Origin of the sequence: Deinococcus ficus, assembly GCF_003444775.1 — a bacterium.
GTDB lineage: Bacteria > Deinococcota > Deinococci > Deinococcales > Deinococcaceae > Deinococcus > Deinococcus ficus.
In genome coordinates this window covers 293,278-311,736 of the sequence record NZ_CP021084.1, presented here as the reverse complement: position 1 = coordinate 311,736, position 18,459 = coordinate 293,278, and the positions used below count along the sequence as shown (strand labels likewise).

The 18,459-nt window shown below is 66.9% G+C and carries 17 protein-coding genes and 5 tRNA genes; 7 read left to right on the top strand and 15 right to left on the bottom strand.

Annotated features, from left to right (window positions below):
- Nucleotides 1-141: 141 nt before the first annotated feature.
- Nucleotides 142-486, bottom strand: a complete 345-nt coding sequence (locus DFI_RS19970; RefSeq protein WP_027464395.1) for a hypothetical protein — start codon at nucleotides 484-486, stop codon at nucleotides 142-144.
- Between the two features lie 124 nt (nucleotides 487-610).
- Here DFI_RS19970 and DFI_RS19965 point away from each other — a divergent pair, with 124 nt between their 5' ends.
- Genes DFI_RS19965 through dnaE form a run of 4 tightly spaced genes read left to right on the top strand, consistent with a single transcriptional unit; the run spans nucleotide 611 to nucleotide 5,911 of the window.
- Nucleotides 611-1,231, top strand: a complete 621-nt coding sequence (locus DFI_RS19965) for a LexA family protein (protein WP_027464396.1) — start codon at nucleotides 611-613, stop codon at nucleotides 1,229-1,231.
- A gap of 2 nt (nucleotides 1,232-1,233) precedes the next feature.
- Nucleotides 1,234-2,484 carry a DNA polymerase Y subunit UmuC family protein gene (locus tag DFI_RS19960; protein WP_027464397.1) on the top strand — a complete coding sequence of 417 codons (1,251 nt, stop codon included), beginning with the start codon at nucleotides 1,234-1,236 and terminating at the stop codon, nucleotides 2,482-2,484.
- Entirely contained in the window at nucleotides 2,481-2,726 is a 246-nt protein-coding gene (locus tag DFI_RS19955; protein WP_027464398.1) for a DUF6504 family protein, read from the top strand. The genes DFI_RS19960 and DFI_RS19955 overlap by 4 nt, the downstream gene beginning before the upstream one ends.
- Nucleotides 2,727-2,728: 2 nt before the next feature.
- Nucleotides 2,729-5,911, top strand: coding sequence for a DNA polymerase III subunit alpha (dnaE, locus tag DFI_RS19950; protein ID WP_244940419.1), 3,183 nt, complete (start codon nucleotides 2,729-2,731; stop codon nucleotides 5,909-5,911).
- Between the two features lie 523 nt (nucleotides 5,912-6,434).
- Here the strand turns inward: dnaE and DFI_RS19945 are convergent.
- The 6 genes from DFI_RS19945 to DFI_RS19920 form a co-directional block, all read right to left on the bottom strand.
- Entirely contained in the window at nucleotides 6,435-6,953 is a 519-nt protein-coding gene (locus tag DFI_RS19945) for a hypothetical protein (protein ID WP_027464400.1), read from the bottom strand.
- Nucleotides 6,954-7,091: 138 nt separating this feature from the next.
- Nucleotides 7,092-7,168: transfer RNA gene (locus tag DFI_RS19940), tRNA-Pro, on the bottom strand.
- Between the two features lie 4 nt (nucleotides 7,169-7,172).
- A tRNA-His gene (locus tag DFI_RS19935) sits at nucleotides 7,173-7,246 on the bottom strand.
- Nucleotides 7,247-7,283: 37 nt separating this feature from the next.
- A tRNA-Asp gene (locus DFI_RS19930) sits at nucleotides 7,284-7,358 on the bottom strand.
- 4 nt (nucleotides 7,359-7,362) lie between these two features.
- Nucleotides 7,363-7,439, bottom strand: a tRNA-Glu gene (locus tag DFI_RS19925).
- Between the two features lie 4 nt (nucleotides 7,440-7,443).
- Nucleotides 7,444-7,520, bottom strand: a tRNA-Cys gene (locus DFI_RS19920).
- Nucleotides 7,521-7,855: 335 nt separating this feature from the next.
- On the opposite strand from DFI_RS19920, the gene DFI_RS19915 reads away from it, so the two are divergent.
- Nucleotides 7,856-8,125, top strand: coding sequence for a hypothetical protein (locus DFI_RS19915; RefSeq protein ID WP_027464401.1), 270 nt, complete (start codon nucleotides 7,856-7,858; stop codon nucleotides 8,123-8,125).
- A gap of 15 nt (nucleotides 8,126-8,140) precedes the next feature.
- Here the strand turns inward: DFI_RS19915 and DFI_RS19910 are convergent, their stop codons facing one another.
- The 6 genes from DFI_RS19910 to DFI_RS19885 form a co-directional block, all read right to left on the bottom strand.
- Nucleotides 8,141-8,881, bottom strand: a complete 741-nt coding sequence (locus tag DFI_RS19910) for a hypothetical protein (RefSeq protein WP_027464402.1) — start codon at nucleotides 8,879-8,881, stop codon at nucleotides 8,141-8,143.
- Between the two features lie 168 nt (nucleotides 8,882-9,049).
- Nucleotides 9,050-10,058, bottom strand: a protein-coding gene (locus DFI_RS20610) for an IS630 family transposase (RefSeq protein ID WP_216826949.1) whose coding sequence is annotated in 2 segments (ribosomal slippage) — nucleotides 9,050-9,589 and nucleotides 9,591-10,058 — 1,008 coding nt in all. Because the reading frame shifts where the segments join, the coding sequence is not laid out codon by codon here.
- A 188-nt stretch (nucleotides 10,059-10,246) separates the two neighbouring features.
- Nucleotides 10,247-11,419 (bottom strand): E3 binding domain-containing protein, encoded by a 1,173-nt coding sequence (locus DFI_RS19900; RefSeq protein WP_027462895.1) that lies wholly within the window; start codon nucleotides 11,417-11,419, stop codon nucleotides 10,247-10,249.
- 148 nt (nucleotides 11,420-11,567) lie between these two features.
- Nucleotides 11,568-12,299 (bottom strand): class I SAM-dependent methyltransferase, encoded by a 732-nt coding sequence (locus DFI_RS19895; RefSeq protein WP_162145417.1) that lies wholly within the window; start codon nucleotides 12,297-12,299, stop codon nucleotides 11,568-11,570.
- Between the two features lie 204 nt (nucleotides 12,300-12,503).
- Complete coding sequence (locus DFI_RS19890) at nucleotides 12,504-13,562, bottom strand: SAM-dependent methyltransferase (RefSeq protein WP_027462894.1); 1,059 nt, start codon at nucleotides 13,560-13,562, stop codon at nucleotides 12,504-12,506.
- Between the two features lie 20 nt (nucleotides 13,563-13,582).
- Complete coding sequence (locus DFI_RS19885; protein WP_027462893.1) at nucleotides 13,583-14,044, bottom strand: hypothetical protein; 462 nt, start codon at nucleotides 14,042-14,044, stop codon at nucleotides 13,583-13,585.
- Nucleotides 14,045-14,540: 496 nt separating this feature from the next.
- Here DFI_RS19885 and DFI_RS19880 point away from each other — a divergent pair, with 496 nt between their 5' ends.
- On the top strand, nucleotides 14,541-16,283 hold the full coding sequence (locus DFI_RS19880; RefSeq protein ID WP_027462892.1) for a hypothetical protein: 1,743 nt from the start codon (nucleotides 14,541-14,543) through the stop codon (nucleotides 16,281-16,283).
- A 184-nt stretch (nucleotides 16,284-16,467) separates the two neighbouring features.
- Nucleotides 16,468-17,010 carry a hypothetical protein gene (locus DFI_RS19875; protein WP_027462891.1) on the top strand — a complete coding sequence of 181 codons (543 nt, stop codon included), beginning with the start codon at nucleotides 16,468-16,470 and terminating at the stop codon, nucleotides 17,008-17,010.
- Nucleotides 17,011-17,149: 139 nt separating this feature from the next.
- On the opposite strand, the gene DFI_RS20500 is transcribed toward DFI_RS19875, so the two are convergent.
- Together DFI_RS20500 and DFI_RS19870 are read right to left on the bottom strand one after the other, a co-directional pair.
- Nucleotides 17,150-17,629: a hypothetical protein gene (locus tag DFI_RS20500; protein WP_155864549.1), complete on the bottom strand. Its 480-nt coding sequence runs from the start codon at nucleotides 17,627-17,629 to the stop codon at nucleotides 17,150-17,152.
- A 293-nt stretch (nucleotides 17,630-17,922) separates the two neighbouring features.
- Nucleotides 17,923-18,336 carry a hypothetical protein gene (locus DFI_RS19870; RefSeq protein ID WP_027462890.1) on the bottom strand — a complete coding sequence of 138 codons (414 nt, stop codon included), beginning with the start codon at nucleotides 18,334-18,336 and terminating at the stop codon, nucleotides 17,923-17,925.
- Nucleotides 18,337-18,459: the final 123 nt, after the last annotated feature.

The following is an 18,459-nucleotide window of genomic DNA, read 5'->3' as shown; positions in this document are numbered from 1 at the left end:
GCCGGCCCGGCTGACCTCCTGCGGAGGTGAGAGTCATTGGCCTGAGTGCGGGCCCGTCCGAAGGGCGCGCCCCTGCAATGGAAAGCGCGTCCCGGGGTTGACAGGCGGAACCGCCTCCTGGCCCGGCGCGGGGGAGGAATCCTACTCGCTGCCGAGGTCGAGGTTGTCGAAGGTCCCCGCGAGGATTTCCCCGACCCGTTCGCGGATGACGCCGGGTTTCTCCTGGAAGGTGCCGGTGAGGCGGATGTCGGCCGCTTTGGCCGCGGTGAGCATCACCTCGGTCTCAGCCCCGTACACGGCCTGCACGGCGGCCGTAATGTCGTCCTCGATGGCGCGGATGACGCGGTCCATGTCAGGGGTCGGTTCCTTGACCGGCTTGCCTTTTTCGTAGCGCACGCGGGGGGCGGGCTGCGCCAGGCGGATCTCGATCTGCCGGGTGAAGGCGGGGGTCGGAGTGTCGTTTACGTCCTGAGCGGATTCAATCATCAAGATTTCACCTCATGAACAGGTTGACACGAGTTAACCCCCCGGCGCAACCTAAGGTCACCCCGGTCACCTTCCTCCGCGTCCTCCCTCCGCCGGGGCTCCTCCCCACCCCCAGGAGTCGCCCATGCCGCCAGAACTCACCCCCACCCGTACCCGGCTGCTGAGCCTGATCCTCAGCCTCGGCAAGGACGCCACCACCACCCGCGTCGCCGAAAAAGCCCGCGTCAGTAAAGCCGCCATCTCCAACCACGTCACCGCCCTGCGCACCCTCGGTTACCTCGAAGAGTCCGCCGGCCGCTACGCGCCCCTGACCCTCACCGACCGCGCCCGCCAGATCCTGCAGATCGGCATTCCCATCTATGGCCAGATCGCCGCCGGCCGCCCCATCCTCGCCGAACAAGCCCCCGACCAGACCACCCCCAGTCTTGACGCCCTCCTGGGCGTCCGCGACGGAGACTTCCTCCTCGAGGTCCGGGGGGACAGCATGACCGGCATCGGCGTCATGAACGGCGACTGGGTCCTCGTCCGCCCTGCCAGCACCGTGCAGGACGGGGAGGTCGCCGTGGTCCTGATCCCAGGCGAGAACACGGCGACGCTCAAACGCGTGCTGCACTTCCACGACGTGATCATCCTGATCAGCGAGAATCCTGACCACCCCCGCATGAGCTTCCCGGCGGAGCAGGTCACCATTCAGGGCAAGATGATCGGCCGCGTCGGCATGGTCCCCACCCGGGGCCGAGGCTGAGCATGATCGCCTGCCTGAACCTCACCCCCTGGCCACTCGTGCTGCTCCAACGGCAGCACCCGGGCGTGCCGGTGGCCGTGCTGGGCGAGGGAAGACTGAGGAAGGTCCTGCATGCCAGCCCGGACGCCGTAAGCGGAGGGGTACAGACGAACATGCGGGATCTGGCCGCGATCAGCCGGGTCCCCGAACTCCACGCGGAAGTCATCGCCGCCCCCGTACAGCAGGCGACCTGGAACGAACTCCTGGAAGACCTGTACGCGAGATACAGCGACCGCATCGAAGGCAAGTCCCCCGGCCTGGCGTACCTGAAGGTGAGCGCGCAGACCGCGCGTGAACTCGCCGCGGCCCTGCACGCTCCGGTCGGGCTCGCAGACAGCATGGAACTCGCGTACCTTGCTTCGCTCCGGGCCAAGCCGGGCGAGATCCGGGAGATCCAGGCTGGTCCGGCCGAGAAGGCCTTCTTGCAGCTCACCCCCATTGAAGGCCTGAGCGTGGCCGGCCTGACGCCGGTTTACGCCGAGCGCCTGCGATTCCTGGGCGTGCGAGGTATTGCGGACTTGTGGAATTGGAGTGCCGCGCAACGAGAAGCCTTCCTCGGCGTTGACGTCGGGAAGCGCGTGAATCGGTTCCTCAAAGGGGAACGGACCACGGCACTGCCGAGATACACGCCCGGCCAGATCATCGAGGCCGGCCTCGCTTTCGATCAGCCCCTCCTGGAGCCGGCTGAGACGGAGGCCGCCCTGCAGGATCTGCTCCCCAGTGTCGTCGAGACCCTGCGCGGCCGGACTGCGGCGTACCTGACCCTTCACGCGGACACGATCGGCGGCTGCCTCACCGCCACGAGAAAGCTCAAGTGGCCGCTGGACAGCAAGGCCCTGCGCCGGATTGCCCTGCTGGCCCTGGAGGACACCCAGGCGCTGCCGCTGGGGATCGACCGATTGTCCGTGCAGTTCAGTGGCCTGCAGCAACCCGCCCGGATGGTCGGCCTGTGGGCGGGCATCGCCGAACTGGAGGTGACCAAAGACGTTCTGGACCGCTTCCCGGACGCACTGGTCCGTGTCCGTTGGCTGGACCCCTGGGCGTACGCCACGGATCAGCAGTACCAGTGGGTGGACTGGCTCACCGGAGACGTCCGCGTCACGGCCATGACCCCCACCCGTTCTGCTCCTCTGACGCCGATGAAGCGCCGTGAAGCGGCCGCCGAGCGCATGCTGGCCTTCTTCGAGCAGACCGCCCGGGAGGCCGACGCATGAAGGCCTACCAGCGCGAAGTGACCGTGGAAATCCGCGCCGACGGGTCCCCCCGGCAGCTGTACTGGGAAGGCCGCGCCTACCCCGTGCAGGTCGTCCTCGACCGCTGGCGGGCCGGGGGTCGCTGGTGGCAGGGTGAGGAGATCCGCGACTGCTACCTCGTGCAGGCCGGTCCCCTCGTCGCCGAGCTGCACCATGAGGCGGTCAGCGGGGGGACCTGGTGGCTGGCGAGACTGCAGGACTGAGCATGGACCCGCCCCGACTGGACGTCCTGATCGGCTGCCAGAGCTACTTCAGCGAGGGACGCAGCACCGTGAGCCCCCGGCGCCTCGTGCAGCGCGCGGCCGCGGCCGGATTCACCGCAGTGGGCCTGGCGGACTGGTGCAGCCTCGCCGGTGCTGTGGAACTCCACGACGTCGCAAGCGAGTTGGGTATTTCAGCCGTTGTCGGGGTGACCCTTCCGGTGATCTTCCCCGCGGTCGGCCGCCAACCCAGTGAAACGTTCCCCATGATTCTGCTCGCGACGTCGCGGGAGGGGTACGAAACACTGTGCGAATTGGTGACGCTGATCAACCTCCAGCACAACGCCGGGTTGCCCTGGGCAGTGATCGAGGAGCTCAGGGGCCAGGAGCACCTCGTCTGCCTGACCGGCGGCCGCGGCGGTTTCCCCACGTTGCTTGGAGAGCGCAAGGAGCTCGCGCTGGCCGCCCGGCACCTCACCGCTCTCAAGGGCATCTTCCCGATGGGCCTGTACGTGCAGCTGTACCACGGGGAAGCGCCGAACGAACGCCGGCGGCTGGAGTACCTGCGCGGCCTGGCCAGGGACCTGGAACTGCCGGTCGTGGCTGCCCCGGAGATCCGGATGGCCGACCGGGAGGACTACCCGCTGCTGGACGCCCTGACATGCGCGCGGCTGGGCATCGACGTCCAGACGCCGCACCCGGAACGGCCACGGAACGACGCGCTGAGCATCGAGACGCCGGAACACTGGGGACAGCTGCTGCCGTTCCCGGATGGGACGCTGAATGCCGCCCGAATCGCTCAGGTGTGTCGTTGGGACCTGCTCCCGGAACGGCTGCACAGCCCGGAACCAACCCTGCCCCCTGGGATGACCCCTCAAGCGGCCCTCGAAGAGCGTGCTCTGGCGGCGGCCGCCGAGAAATACAACGAGTGTGTCACCGAGGCACTGAAGGGCTCACGTGAGGGTGACGTGTCTCTGTCTCAGGCCACTGAACGCCTCCAGTCCGAACTGGCGACAGTCGCGGAACTCGACATGGCCGGCTTCTTCCTCACGGCCGCGGAAGTGGCGGACTACTGCAAGGCACACGGCATCCTCGCGGCCGGGCGAGGCAGCGCGGCTGGGTCGGTGCTCTGCTACGTGCTCGGCATCACCCTGACTGATCCCCTCAAACACAACCTGCTGTTCGAGCGCTTCCTGCACACGGGCCGGACCAGCATGCCCGATGTGGACTTCGACATCGCGAGTTCCCGGCGCGACCAGGTGCTCAGGTGGGTGGAGGAACGCTGGGGCATGACCGGCGCCGGGGAGGCCATGGTGGCCAACCGGATCACGTACCGGCTACCAAGCGCGGTGCAGGACCTGGGACGGGCCCTGGGGCTGCCTCCAGAGTTGCGGGACCGGCTGAGTCGCGCTCTGGGGCGGGATTTCCGCCACCACCGGCCGCACCGGGTTAGGGAAGCGGACTCGATTTTCTGCGAGGTGCTGGGGGATGCGCCGATCAAAGAAGCCCTCTTGAAACTGCTGGAACGGGTCGAAGCCCGATTTACTCGGCATCTTGCCCCACACAGTGGCGGCGTGGTGCTCAGCAGCGCGTCCCTGACGCGTTATTCCCCCCTGATGCGGAGCTCCGGGGGCATCCGGATGCTGACCTTCGACAAGGATGATGTGGAGAGATTGGGGCTGATCAAGCTCGACCTGCTCGGCCTGCGCATGCTCGCCGCCCTCGAACGGGCACGGGAGGAGGTGCTGCGTCTGACCGGTCAGTGGATGCCGTACGGGGACCTGCCCGACGACCCACGGGTGTGGGCGGAGATCAGCAGTGGGGACACCATGGGGCTCTTCCAGATCGAGAGCCCCGCCCAGGTGCAGATGACCGCCCGCCTCCAGCCGAAGACCATGGAACAGCTGGCGCACCAGATTGCCCTGGTCCGCCCGGGACCGATTCAGAGCGGGACTGTGCACCCGTACGTCCGGCGTGCCAGAGGGGAGGAACCCGTCCCCGAGCAGATGGAACCCATTCGCAGCATCCTCCGGGCCACCCACGGCACGTTGATGTTCCAGGAGCAGATTCTGCGCATCGCGGTGCAGTTCGCCGGGTACGACTGGCCGAGAGCGGACCGGTTCCGCAGCCGGCTCAGCAAGGTCGAAGACGAAGCCGAGTTGCAGCAACTCAAGGCGGAATTCGTGCTTGGGGCGGCGCAGACGGTGGGCGCGTTCCCCGAGGAAGCCGAGGAGATCTTCGGCATGTGCGCGGCGTTCCGGGGGTACGGGTTCGCGGAGAGCCACGCGCACGCGTTCGCGCAGCACAGCTACGCCAGTGCGTACATGCGTCACTACCACCCGGCCGCCTTCTTCGCGGGTGTGCTCACGGAGGCCCCGGGGATGTGGCCGGCGGGGACAATCGCTCAGGAGTGTCGTCGGCGCAAAGTGCAGCTCGCCCCGGTGGACATCAACCGCAGCGGCCTGGCCTGGCGGGCCGAGAATCTGCGCAGTATTCGCGCGTCCCTGGTGACCGTGGACGGCATCAGTGAGGACGCCGCCCGAATGATCGTGCAGGAACGCCTGGTGGGCGGGAAGTTCAGAAGTGTTGAAGACTTCTACGACCGGGTGGACCTGCCCAAGGACCGACTGGAGACGCTGGTGAAGGCTGGGGCGTTCGACCGCATCGACGCGCAGAAGAACCGTCGGGAGGCGTACTACGTGCTGCATACGGTCGCCAATACCCGGAAGCCGGGAACGCGGGGCCTGCTTCACGTTTCCACCGATGTCCCTGAACTGTCCGAGATGTCCGAGCCCGAACAGCTGAATCTGGACCTGGAGACCAAGGGCCTCAGCGAGTCCGGCGCGCACCTGCTGGACGCCCACCGGGCCCGGTTGCGGGACCTCGGGTGTCAGGCGTTGGCGGGCCTCCGGCATGGCGAGACGGTCTGGGCGGCTGGGGTGATCGTGGCCCGGCAACGGCCGCCGACCGCGAAGGGCTTCGCGTTCTACGTGCTGGAGGACGCCACCGCGCGGGTGCAGGCGATCATCAGCCCGGACCTCTGGGAAGCGAACCGCGTGCTCCTGAGGGACGCCCGGGCCCTGATCGTGCAGGGTCAGGTCACCCGCACTGGGCGGGCCGTGACGGTCAAGGTGCAGCGGCTCAGTGAACTGCCCCTGCGCCCAGCGCTTCCGCAGGCCGCGGATTGAGAACATCGGCAACTCAGCAGACGACCGTTCTCTGAACAAGCAGGCAATGGGAACGCACACCTGACACGACCTGTGCCCTCAGACCTCGCCCCCCGTTGCTCGCGTGATTCAGGCGTGCACACCTGTACCCTGAGCCATGCCTTCTCGCAGCAGGTCCTGGCGCTGGGTGCCCGAGACGTCAGCGGTGGCCTGGCGGGACCTCTTCGCGCGGTATCTCCCCAGCCCGGACCCGGCCAGTCCCTGTCCGCTCTGCGGGGAGTGGACGCTGCATCAGCACTTCCTCCGGTGGCGTGCTGAACCCACCTGGGTGGAGTCCCGCCTCTGGGCGGGGCGGGGCAGCCATTGGGCATGGTGCAGCTCTTGCCTGCACTATGAGCATGCTCAGGCCCTGATTCCGTTGAACTGGCCAGACCATCTGCCCGTGCCCCTGAGTGGCCTGGGTCCGCACCCTGGCGCGCTTGAGCGTGTGCGACTTCACCACGACATTCCCCTGAGGGCTTCTAGCCAGCCACATTGAGCCGGGTTAACGGCGCCGCTGTCGCCCAATGTGCGAGGCCGGCGGCCTGAGGGCGTCGAGTGCGGACTGGATGGCTGCGCGGACCTCGTCCTCGGGGTCTTCAAGTCCGGCCTGAAGCGCTTCCGCTGTGCGCTCGACTTGTAGAACGGCGAGCTGCTCGGCCGCCCAGAGCCTCGTTCCAGGGCGATGGGAGTTCAGGGCGTGCAGGCAGGCCTCGGCCAGGAAGTCCCAGTCCGGCCCGGCGATCTGTTCCAGGTGGTGGCGCAGCCCGCGCATGGTTTCGCCCGGGTCGCCGAACGCCGCCCGGTCGAGCAGGAGCGGCACGGCCGCACGGAGCCGGCGTTCGGCACACACCTCGGCGAGGGCCACGTACCGGTAGACGTCACTCCAGTCACCTGTGGGGCCGTTCAGGGCCGCTTCATCGGCCAGGGGGGTGAGGGCGGCGAGGTCCTGGAGGACAGCATCGTCCGGCCATGCGCGGCGCTCCTGGACAAGGTGACCGATGGTTGCTGCAGGGGACGACACAGCCTGAAGTGTAGTGGGCGGGTCGCGGGCAAGGGTCGAGTCCGGCGTGACAGACGCGACTTCGGAAGCGCCCCTGGTCGGTCGCGTGACTACAAAGGAGGACGCGCGCCCCCATCAGAGGTACGCGCGTTCCCTTGTTGGTCGGGAAGGCAGGATTTGAACCTGCGGCCCCTCGGTCCCAAACCGAGTGCTCTGCCGGACTGAGCTACTGCCCGAAACTGGGGTGATCAACCAGGGTCGAACTGGTGTTTCCTGATCCACACTCAGGCGTCCTGCCACTGGACGATGACCACCGTACTGGGGAAGGAGAACCCTCCCCTCTGGAAAATTTGGCGGTCCCGACGGGATTTGAACCCGCGACCTTCCGGCTGACAACCGGGTGCGCTCCCCCTGCGCTACGGAACCACGTTGGTGACCTCAGACGGACTTGAACCGTCAATCTCCTGGGTGAAAGCCAGGTGTGTTCACCATTTCCACCATGAGGCCAGATTGGAGGCGACGAGCAGATTCGAACTGCCGACAACACCTTTTGCAGAGGTGCGGGTTGAGCCACTTCCCTACGTCGCCTCGGGGTGGAGTTACGGAAGCTGGAGTTTGATGGACTCCGGCTCAGGTATGCATGCGAGGGGAACAGCTTGGGGTCTCTCGCGGATCTCGGCCTGCATCGCCCGGATGTTCGGGCGGGCACACGCGCTCACGCACCGGATCCTCGCAGCGGCCGGCGGGGGGGCGCGGCGCGGCGTGGGTGTGGTGGGGGCGGGGCGTGTTCATGCCCGGCAGTCTATGGGGCGCCAGGATGGGCAGCATCCGCCAGGTGGCGGACCGGCGCGCTAGGCCACCTGATCAGCGCAGGAGGGGTTGAACGGCACAGTCTGTCGTGCTGGTCTCCGTACACTGACCGCATGCGCCCTGCGGACCTGACGCCCCCTGAACTCGCGGACCTGCTGCACCAGGCGTTCGAGGCAGACCTCGGTGGCCTCAGCGAACCCCTCAGGCCAGAGCAGCGGACGGAACTCGCGGACTACCTCGGGTGCCACCCTGACGCCCGGGATGCGACGTGGGAAGCCTGGCAGGCCCTGCTGGAAGACGCCGGGCATGACCCGGCCGACGCGGAGTACTGGCTGGACGTCGAGTTCATCGAACCCTGCCCGGAGAACGGGCCCGGCGCCTGAGCGTCCGCAGGCCCACTACTCGGAGGCGGCGCCCTGCCGGGCATGCAGTTCGGCAATCAGGTCGCCGCGGGCTTCGTCGGTGAGCGTGGCGAACCAGTCCAGGGCGTCGGTGCCCCCGGTGGCGCGGTACACGCGGCTGGCCGCCTGCGGGGGGCAGAAGTGGCAGGGGCGTTTTCTGGGCGGGTAGGCGGACTTGATGTGACGCAGGTGGCCGCACTCCAGCACGTCCGCACCCTGCCAGGAAGCCGTGACCTTGCGGCGCGGCTGGAACCGCAGGGCGGGCAGGGCCGCCGCCCACGCCTGAAAGCGCTGGAACTCAGGCAGGAGCGCCGCGTCGGCACTCAGGTCCTCGAGGGCAGGACGCGGCTGGCGTTGTCCCGCCCAGGGGGGCGGCGTGATGGACACGTACACGCCGGGCCGGGCAGATTGAGCGCGGGGGTCCTGGTCTTGTGGGTTGAACTGGTCGCCGGTGATGTCGACGTGGTACGGCCCGGCGCACACCCAGGTGTGGGAGAAGTCGGTGACCGTCACGGGGTCGAACGCGGTCACGGTCACCAGCTGCGCCGTCTGTCCGTCGGCGCGCAGGGCCCAGGCGAGCAGGGTGGACGCGGCGCTGCAGGCCCCTGCCGGAAACGCCTGAAGTGCCGGTTCCAACTGCTGGCGGCGCTGGCACCGGGCGTTCAGGAGGAACTCCCGCAGCAGGGTGGCCGTGCGCGTCAGGGCGGCTCGTTGTTCGGGCGAGGCGGTGGGGGTCACGGGGAATACCGTCCTGTCAGGGGGGCGCGCTGGCCGTGCGGCGCGAAGAGGCGTCGGCGTGGATGGTCACGTCAGGGTCATCGCGACCAGCGCCATGAACCCCAGGGCCAGCAATACCAGCAGGACGCGCTGCGTCACTTCCAGCCAGTCGCGTTTCATGGGGTCACCTTATTGATAACGGCATAAGTTGGAATCCATCAGCTGTTGAGGCAGTTTGATGTACCGAACCCGTTGCCAAGCCGTCACCAGCTTCGCTTTCAGCACTCCCACCGAGCGGGCACAGACGTTCCCCAGCACATTGCGCTTTACATACGCCCACACCAGCTCGATCGGATTCAATTCAGGGGCGTAGGGCGGCAGAAACACCAAGAACAGGCGTTCGTGCTGCAGCACGAACGCCTGTGTTGCCTTCGCCCGGTGGATCCCGGCGTTATCCAGCACGACCACGATCTCTCCCTGAATGTGACGCAGCAGATGCTGGAAGAACCGGATGACGTCCCCACTCCGAATCGCCCCGGACTTCGTGTGCTGGAAGAATCTCCCGTCTGAGGTGATCGCCCCAATCGTTGAAAGCTTCTCCCAGTTCGCGGGAAGCGTGACCAAGGGCGTCACGCCCTTGGTCGACCAGGTCCGTCGCCGCACGCCCTTCAACGAGAACCCGACTTCATCCAGATAGACGAGTGTCGCGCCCTCAGCGACCTTTTTTTCCCAACTCCGGCGCGACCTGTTCTTTCCAGGACGCGATCCGGAGTTCATTGCGCTCAGCCGCGCGTCCATCCGGCATCTGGGGCGTGAACCCCAACTGGCGAAGAATTCTCCGGACGTGATCATGGTGGTACCACACGTCGAAGTGCCGCCCGATCAGATCCGTGACCCGCTTGGTGCTCCACGTCTGGTCGGGAAAGCCATGGTGCAGTGCACCCTCCCTCAGGAGGGTGCGGACCTGTTCGAGCTGTGCGGCGGTGAGTCGGGAGGGGCGTCCGGTCGTCACCGTCGCCTGGAGACTGCCGGTACGTTTCAGGCGTTTTTTCCAGTTGCTGACGGTGTGTACTGAAACCCCGAAGTGCTGGGCAATCTCCTGCTGTGAATGCTTGCTCTCTTGAAGCCACGGCGTCGCGGCCAGCCGGCGTTCTTCCAGCTGGGCACGGGAGTATTTGGAAGGATGCCATTCGGCCACGCCGCAAGCCTAGCAGCTCATACTTACGCCGTCATCAATAGGCCGTGACGGCGGCGGGCGCTGCCTCATGTGACCACCCGGATCCAGCGAGGCTCGGGGCCCACTGAACCCCGGAGACGCAGGGGTCGTTCGCAGGGTAGGGAACGCGCCAGGCCCACCGAGGTCAGCCTGGCGCGAACGGGGCGGGGTCAGAGCAGCAGGGCGATGGGACGCTGCAGCAGTCGTTCGATGGCCGCGAGGAACGCCGCGCCCTGCTGAACGTCCACCTCGCCGAGGAGGCTGAGGCTCAGCAGGCCGTCGTGCACGTCGGCGGTCAGCAGCAGGCCCCCTGGCTGCTGCGCGAACTCGGTCACGGGGCCCCCGCCGATCAGGATGTCGCCGGAGCGTTCGGCGGGGCGGCCCCTGAGCGCCGCCTGACGCAGTGGCAGGTCCGGGGTGAGGACGGCCTGACCGTCCAGGTAGGTCACGTGCGCGCGGCCGGTGAGATGCGCTGCGCGCTGCGCGGCGTGCGCGATCAGCAGTGTGTCGCTGACCGTGGTGCCGAGCACCTCCTCGAGCTGCGTTTTGAAGGCGGTGTACGCGGGGACCGGGTCGCTGCGGCGCATGAACGTGCCGCGCCACGCCGTGACGCCTGCCGCTGGAGCCGCAGCCGGGGTCGGCGCGGGCAGAGGCACGGACGGTGCGGAGACAGGCGTGCTCTGGGGGACGCGTTCGCTGAGCGGCCGCTCCACTTCCGGAGGGGTGACCGGCACCGGAATCGCCGGCGGCGCAGTCGTCGGCGATTCCGCCGGGGAGACCACGGCAGCGGGAATGAAGGAGGGGGCCGGAACGGGCGGGTGCGCCGGGAGGTTCGGCGCGGCGGGCACCGCATGCGGTTGAGCCGGGGCAGGCGCGCGTTCCGTGTCCTGACGCCCGTACAGCCGGCCCAGCAGGCCACTGAGTCCACCCTTGGACGGGGCGGCCGGGACCGCGGGGACCGGGTCAGGCCCCACGTTCGGCGCGGCCGTGGGGACAGGCGCGGGAGGGGCCGCCGGTTCCGGTGCCGGCTCGGCCGCGGGCACGGGATCAGGCGCGGCGGGCCGGAGGCTCGCGGCGGCCTCGCCGACCATCTGGAGGGTTTCCTGGTCCATGCCCGCGGCCTGAAGCATCGCGGGGTCCAGGTCGATCACGCCGTTCCAGTCGGGCGGCGGCGCGTCGACGGGCGTCAGTGGCGCGTCCACGTGGCCCATCATGATCGCGGCAAGGTGGGTCAGGACATCTTCCTCGGTGATGACCCCGCCTTCTCCGGTGCCGCGCAGGGCGTACCAGTCGATCCCGTTGGATTCGGCGAGAGTCTGGGCGCTGGGCAGAATAGTGGTCACGCTTCATGGTGCTCCGCAGGTGAGTGGTGGCCGGTCGCCGGGGGGGCATGCCCCTGCCGGGGAGGGTGGGCCGTCCACGCCGGGCGGATGGCCGGCGGACACGTGAAGCGCCCCGCTTCAGCTGAAGCGGGGCGCGGTTCAGGGACGTTCAGTGGGTGCCGGCGTTGATCCAGCGCATGACCATGAACGGCGGGATCGTCGCGAACTCCGGTTTGATGGTGCCGAGTTCACCGGTCGCCTGGGGTTCACTGATGGCCTCGAGCGTGAAGCCGGCGCGGATCAGGGTGTTGATGTACGTGGACAGCGTGCGGTGGTGCGCCCCGACCCGCCCGCGGACACTCTCGGTATTGACCGACCACCACTCGCGTTCCTGGAAGTACTCCGGGATCACGCGTGTCACGCGGTCACCGTCACGCACCTCCCAATGCGCTTCGGGCGCCTGAAAGCACGGGTGGGTGATGGAGAACACGAAAAACGCCTCAGGTTTGAGGACGCGCTTCACGGCCGAGACGACCGCCGTGAAATTCGGAATGTCCATCAGGGCGAGGTTGCTCACGCAGCCGCTGTGCGACTGGTCCGCCAGGGAGCTCAGGGTCTGCGCGTCGTCGAGCTGGTACCGGATCCCCAGGGGAAAGCGGCGTTCTTCCTCCTGTGCGATGCCGAGCAGTTTGCTGGACAGGTCGATGCCGGTCACGTGAGCGCCGGCCCGGCCGAGGTGCCGGGAGATGTGGCCCTGACCGCAGGCCAGGTCGCACAGGTGCAGGCCCTGGACGTCGCCGGTCATGCGCAGCAGTTCAGGAACGATCAGGGCTTCGGAAGGCTGGATGCTCTGGATGTGGGCGTCGTACCACTCGGCGATGGCGTCGTAACGGGGTGTCATGGCGGGCGTCTCCTTCGTCGCCTTGCGGCGTTGATCCAGTTCGGGGGCACGAAAAGCGCTGCGGATCGCCAGGGGCGTGGCCGCAGGGCCTCGATGACCGGCCTGGGGTGCGCTCCGCTGGCGCGGAGGCAGCCGCGCGGCGGTCATCCCCGTCATGGTGGGCGACACCCGGGTGGTTTCCGCCCGAAACGGGCCCCCGCCCGGTCAGGGCGCAGGGACGCCGGGCTCGAAGAGCGGAAGGAGGGGCCTGGCCGGAGCGGGCGGCGGCGCGGCGCCGGAGAAGGTCAGCCAACGGGCGTACAGGAAGGCCATGTCGACGTCCTCCAGCCAGACCGGCAGGTGCTGCCGCTGCAGGTCCAGCGCGATGGCCTGCAGGCCCCGCTCGAACCTCGACCGGCTCCGCTCGCCCGGGTCGAGGGTGTTCCAGACGCTGTCACCGAACGTGTAGGCCGTCAGGAAGACCTGCAGGGTGCTGGTGTTCGGGAACGGGTCGTCATGCCACGTCGTGGGCTGACGCCGCCACGACTGGTCGGTCTGGGTGACGTGCAGGATCACCGTCTTGCAGAGCGTGCCGCTGCTCTTGAAACTGCCGTCCGGCAGCGGGAGCACTTCGTACTCGCGGTCCAGCAGCAGCGGGGCGAGGAGCCGGTCCTCGAGCAGCGGAACGGCCGGCAGCACGGCGATGACGCTGCCGCCTTCCCGGCACAGGCCAACGGCGTGGATCAGGTGCGTGCGCCAGGCCAGGGCGTCCCCGGGCACGCTGAACGGCGGGTTCATGACGATCAGGTCGGCTGGCGTGGCGCAGCTCAGAAAGTCAGCGCGGGTGACGCGGTACCCGAGGACGTGCAGGATGGCCGCCCGGCCCGGGTCGAGTTCCCAGGCGTGCAGGTCCAGATGCGCCGGGTCGTCCCAGACGCGCTCGACCGCCTGCAGGAGCGCGCCTTCGCCAGCGCTGGGTTCCAGCACCGTGACGCGTCTCCCCAGGTGAGCGCGGTACCCGAGGGCCTCATGGGCCAGCTCGGCGACCTGCTGCGCGACCTCCGGCGGGGTGGGAAAGAACGCCAGGGGATTGCGCGGGGGCAGGCGGCCGCCGGCGTTCAGGTGAGCGAGCTTGCGGCGCAGGTCCACTTCGCTGCCGGTCAGGCGGTGGACTTTACGGCGTTTGTCCCAGGTGACGCCGAGGTACGCCAGGACGTCCTTGAGCCCGGCGTACGTCTTGGGCGGCATCTGCGGGAGCGTCACGTCCTGGCCCTGAACGGTCATGCCTGCCAGGGCACTGAGGTTCACAGGGCTTTCCAGCCCTTGCCGGTCTCCCAGTAGTGCGTGATGGCCGGGTCCTGGACCTTGAGCTGCCGCAGTACGGCCGGGCTGACGGCCGCTTTGAAGCCCTTGATTTCCAGGTCGCCCAGGTCGTCTTTGCGGCTGGTCCGAACGACGATCTTCTTTCTGGATTCACGGTCGAACTGCCAGCCGGTGATCAGCTCCTCCACGAGCGACTCGCCGTCGGCCGGGACCGTGAAGTCGTCGTACTCCCGGGCGGGGCGGGACGTGGCCAGCGCCTCGAACGCGGTCTGCTCGGCACGGTCGGCGAAGTACAGCATGGTGCTGCCGCCGCGGCCGCTCTGCTCCGCCGAGCCCACCTTCCGGCCTTCGCGCCAGATGGTGCAGACGTAGGCGACCCCGTCCATGGTGTCGTGCTCTTTGTAGCCCTTGATGTGGTATCCGCCGATGTTGAAGTGATCCATGACGCTCTCCTTGGAAGTGGGCTGACGTGGCCCGGACGTGAGGGTGTGAGGCCGCGGCACGCAGCCACAGGCGCACCGCCCCGACCCGCAGACAGCGGGTGAAGGGGTTGGGAAGCGCGTGCGTTCGGGGCGCTGCACGGTGGTGGAAGGCGGTCTGGCCTGGCCTGCTGGGACTCTGGAGCACCCCTCGTCGTCCTGGTCGGTGAGGGGCTGTGGTGAGTCGGGGAAGGCCGCTGCCGAGTGTGCGTCCAGGTGCGACGCTGAAGGTCATTTCGCCGGAACCAGGCAGGGATTTTCTCGCCGTTTGGCCGCTTCGTGCCCCCGTGATCCTTTCCAAATTCAGCTCTGAATTTTCCCAGGCTGGCTTCAGGTTGCTCTCAGGACTCCGGGTGCGCGCGGCCCGTAAGGTTCGGAGCGGATCATCCCAGTTCACGCACGTCTTCTTGGAGGTATGGGTATGCGACGGTCGTCTTTTCTTCCCCTTTCCCTGTTCCTGTTGCCCGGCCTTCTCGCCGCCTGCAGTCAGTCCAGTGTCCAGCCTGCGGACGCAGCGGCCATCACCTCCCTGGGTGAACCGCCCGCCCGCCTGACCGCCCAGGCGTTTGATGCCCGGACCGTCCCGGCGGACCACGGCCGCCTGAGGGTGTCCTTCATCGGGGATCAACCGGGCCTGCCCCGCGTCGGCGTCCGCCAGGTGTTCCTCTGCGGAACCGGTTGCGTGGCCGTCGGCGCCACGAAGTCCATCGCGGCCCCCGACGACGGTCGCGGGACCGGGGAGCTGTTCAGCGATTCGGCCTTCCCGGCCATGCGGGTGGACCGCATCATCGTCCAGCCGGACCCGGCCGCAGGTGAGGTCGTCCCCTTCAAGACCATCCGCCTGGCGGAGCCCATCAACGTGATGGCCGGCGCCCGGCACGAGGTCTTCCTGACCGTCAGGACCGTCCAGACTGGGGCGAAACGGCACCTGGCTGTGGACTACCTTGCCGACGGCCAGATGCCGCCCACCAGCGCTGACGTGGTCGCCTACCGCCCGGACCGTCTGTTGAATGCCGGCGGGCACTTCAAGCTGGAGCCGGGCAGCCTGCCGGAAGCCACGCTCCTGGGCCTGCAGACCCTGGACACGGGAGACGTGACCTCGCGCGTGGCCGTGTGGCCAGGAACCAGGCTGACGAAACCCGCGGAGGTCACCCTCCCCGTCAACGAGGCCCGCCTGCCCACCGGGCTCACCTGGGCGGACTACCACGTCCGGGTCGCGGGCCGGAAGGTGGGCCAACCGGTGGTGAAAGGCGGGGCGGCCACCTTCACGACGGGTGAACTCGGGGACGTGCAGCTGGCCACGGAACGCCTGATCGTGCAGGCCGACGGGGAGCGGCCCGTGGCCGTGGCGGAGCCCGCCCGCGCTGAAGGGGTCCTGACGGCCCTGTCGGAGGACACGAGCAGCTGCCGGACCCGGCTGAAGAGCGCGAACACCGAGATCGAGAGCCTGTTCGCGCAGGGGCACAGCGCCGTGAAGACCAACGCCTGCGAAACCAGTGCGCCCTACATGCACGTGGTGGTGATCAACCGCTCCGACCGGGACCAGACCCTGCACGTTCCGCTGGTTCCGGTGTCCGGCGGATATGAACTGCGCTCCATTGAACAGCACGGGGCCGGTTCAATGGTCGCCATCAACGCCACGCAGTGGGACGGTGACTACGGGGTCTTCGCCGGGGGCGTCGGGTACCCGCTGTGGACCCTGCGCACGCAGAACGTCAACCGCAAACTCACGTCCAATTACGAGGCGTTCCTCGCGTTCCAGCAGCAGCCCGCCGACAAGTCCAGGGGCACGTCCGCGGAATTCCACCGCGGGTACAGCGCGAACTCCACCCTGTCCGGCAGCGCTACCCCATCGGTGAACTTCAACACGCACACGTACCACGTGCTGGGCTCGACGACGTCCATCGTGGCGAACGGCGCGTGCTCCCGCTCGCCGGGCACCACGCGGGAAACCTGGAGTGCCGCCGGCATCGGCCTGAACCGCATGGTGCTGGCGTCCACCACGTCGGACGCCTCAACGAACGACTACGAGATCTGCGCGATCTTCGAGGCGCTCGGGTACATGAACGGCGCCCTGCGTCTGGACGGCGGCGGGGCGGCCGCGATGGCGTGGAATGGTGTGCACCTCAACCCGCTGACCGGCACGAACTACCTGAAGTACGGCAACTTCCGGTACCTGCTCAACGCGATGGTCTGGAAGTAGCCCTGGACAACGAAACGGCATCTGTGGCCTGAAGAGGAGGGGACGCGGGGTTGTTGACCGCGTCCCCCTCTGTGTGTGGGGAGCAGGGGCTGGAGCTGACGTCCACGCAGGAAGCGGCGTGATCGCTGCGAACGCCTGAGCAAACTCGCCGGAGCGCTGTGTCCAGCGGTGTTAGCCTTGCCCAATGTCAAAAGGGAAAGTGACGACTTTTGCCGGCAATCACGACGAGCACATGCGGCGATACGTGCAGGCCCTGCTGATCGGGAACCTGAGGGACTACGTCCGCAGCGCCCGGGCTCTGCCTGCCGACGGCGCGGATGTGTACCGCACGATGCTGAACCTCAGTCTGGCTGCGCAGGGGTACTGGGAACATGCGACCGAGGGAGACTCCAACGCGGCCAATGCGCTGCGCAGAGCAGGGACGACGAACATCAAGATCAACGGCGAAATCACGGACGGCTACCGGCATTTCACGACGACGTCTAGTAAGCACGTGACGGAGCACACGCCGAAGCGGACCCGCGAAATCTTCGCCGGCGAGGGCGTGGAAACCCGGGCTGTCTACCATCCCCAGGTACACCTTGAAGGAGGCAGCGTGAATTACAACGACGTCATTAAAGACGTCATCACGCAGATTTCCACGCATGCGGTCAGCTGCGGGTGGATGACTGACGACGATCAGGCGGAGCGTGACGCTCTCCTGGCCGAACTGGTGATTGCGCCGTAGCTCGGCAATATGACAGCGAGGTCAGGCGGTTGTGGAGACCCACAATCGCGTCATCGGTATGAGCTGAATGCCTGAGGGAGACTCTTGGCGCGGGCACCGCCAATGTCAAACTGAGACCCCTTCTCTGTGCCTCTGGAGGTCAAGGATGGGTCGCAATCCACTCCTTGAGGAACCAGGTCACCAGGGTCTCTGTCATCTTCGGTAGTGCTTTCTCCACGGCTTTCTTTTCACTTACATACCAAGTAAATGTGATGGTGCGTGCTGTTCCTGACTCATGCATTTTTTTGTGCGTTCCACTCAATTCCTTGAGAGAAGCAATATCATTAACGATTAGACTTATTGTTGTTGACATCAGAAGTTGATCAACTGCAAGAGATTGAATAATAATGCGGACGTTGTAATCGTCGCAACCGATCTCCACTTCTCTAAATCCGTATGAAATGAGTTTTTCCAGTGCGTTAGCGACCGCAGTATCGATTTGGAGTGCTACGCCGTCAGGCACATAGTCATGGATCGTAGCAGACCTATAGACACAAACATTTTCCTTCGTGAGTTTGGAAAAGTCGCTGGCACCAGCAACAGTTAATAGAAGGAAGCACATCAAGAGGTACTTTTTCATTCGCAACTCCTGGCAGACATATCATTCACACCCTTCAGCGCCAACGATATTTCCGTTCCAACTCTGAGTGAACATTGGGGTGCCTGGTGCATCGCCCACCTAAAATTCGTCTCCGAGAGATGCACGAACATGGAGGTCAAGGACTTTCCTGCATGTTCTTCTGTCAGACAGAAGCCGACGTTGACGCGGTCGCGTTGTTGCGCAGGCTCAACATGCCCCAGCGCCGATTGCCAGCTGAGCATGTTCAAAGTTCGCAAGACGCAGCCATGCTCCGCCAAGGACGGCTTCCCGCCCTACTGACCAGCGTCAGGGGTGATGAAGATGCGGGTGACCGAGTACGACCAGCCGTTCGGCGGAATCACCGCCGCGAGCATGCTCAGCGTTCCTTTGGTAATGGTGGCGGTGTACCACCCGCTCTTCCCATCGAACGTCCAGGCGCTGACGCTGGCGTTGCGGGCGCGGGCGGCCTGCTCGACGACGCGGCGCCCGAACTCGGCGTTCCGCTCCGTGGCGAAGCAGTAGGGCAGGGATTTGAAGTTCTTGTGGAACTTTGCCTCGTCTAACCCGGACTGCCAGCAGTCGGCCTGTTCAACGCCGGTGTAGCTGTACACCTCGGCCGCGAGGTTGCGGATGTTGGGGTTGTCCTTGAGGTGGGTGGCGCTGGCAGACGTCGCCAGCAGCGCGAGCAGGGGCAGCAGGCGTTGCATCACGCCGAGCATAGGGGCGCCACCGCAGGGCCACAACAACCCCCCCCCTGCTGGACGAAGGCCATTGATGTCGTGTTCGCACGGACGCTGCCTCCCTCGCTCGGAAGGGACCACGCGACCTAG

What these genes read in the sequence shown, in the direction of transcription:
- DFI_RS19970 (WP_027464395.1), bottom strand. Translation starts at nt 486, where the DNA reads ATGATTGAATCCGCTCAGGACGTAAACGACACTCCGACCCCCGCCTTC.
- DFI_RS19965 (WP_027464396.1), top strand. Translation starts at nt 611, where the DNA reads ATGCCGCCAGAACTCACCCCCACCCGTACCCGGCTGCTGAGCCTGATC.
- DFI_RS19960 (WP_027464397.1), top strand. Translation starts at nt 1,234, where the DNA reads ATGATCGCCTGCCTGAACCTCACCCCCTGGCCACTCGTGCTGCTCCAA.
- DFI_RS19955 (WP_027464398.1), top strand. Translation starts at nt 2,481, where the DNA reads ATGAAGGCCTACCAGCGCGAAGTGACCGTGGAAATCCGCGCCGACGGG.
- dnaE (WP_244940419.1), top strand. Translation starts at nt 2,729, where the DNA reads ATGGACCCGCCCCGACTGGACGTCCTGATCGGCTGCCAGAGCTACTTC.
- DFI_RS19915 (WP_027464401.1), top strand. Translation starts at nt 7,856, where the DNA reads ATGCGCCCTGCGGACCTGACGCCCCCTGAACTCGCGGACCTGCTGCAC.
- DFI_RS19895 (WP_162145417.1), bottom strand. Translation starts at nt 12,299, where the DNA reads ATGACACCCCGTTACGACGCCATCGCCGAGTGGTACGACGCCCACATC.
- DFI_RS19890 (WP_027462894.1), bottom strand. Translation starts at nt 13,562, where the DNA reads ATGACCGTTCAGGGCCAGGACGTGACGCTCCCGCAGATGCCGCCCAAG.
- DFI_RS19885 (WP_027462893.1), bottom strand. Translation starts at nt 14,044, where the DNA reads ATGGATCACTTCAACATCGGCGGATACCACATCAAGGGCTACAAAGAG.
- DFI_RS19875 (WP_027462891.1), top strand. Translation starts at nt 16,468, where the DNA reads ATGTCAAAAGGGAAAGTGACGACTTTTGCCGGCAATCACGACGAGCAC.
- DFI_RS20500 (WP_155864549.1), bottom strand. Translation starts at nt 17,629, where the DNA reads ATGAAAAAGTACCTCTTGATGTGCTTCCTTCTATTAACTGTTGCTGGT.
- DFI_RS19870 (WP_027462890.1), bottom strand. Translation starts at nt 18,336, where the DNA reads ATGCAACGCCTGCTGCCCCTGCTCGCGCTGCTGGCGACGTCTGCCAGC.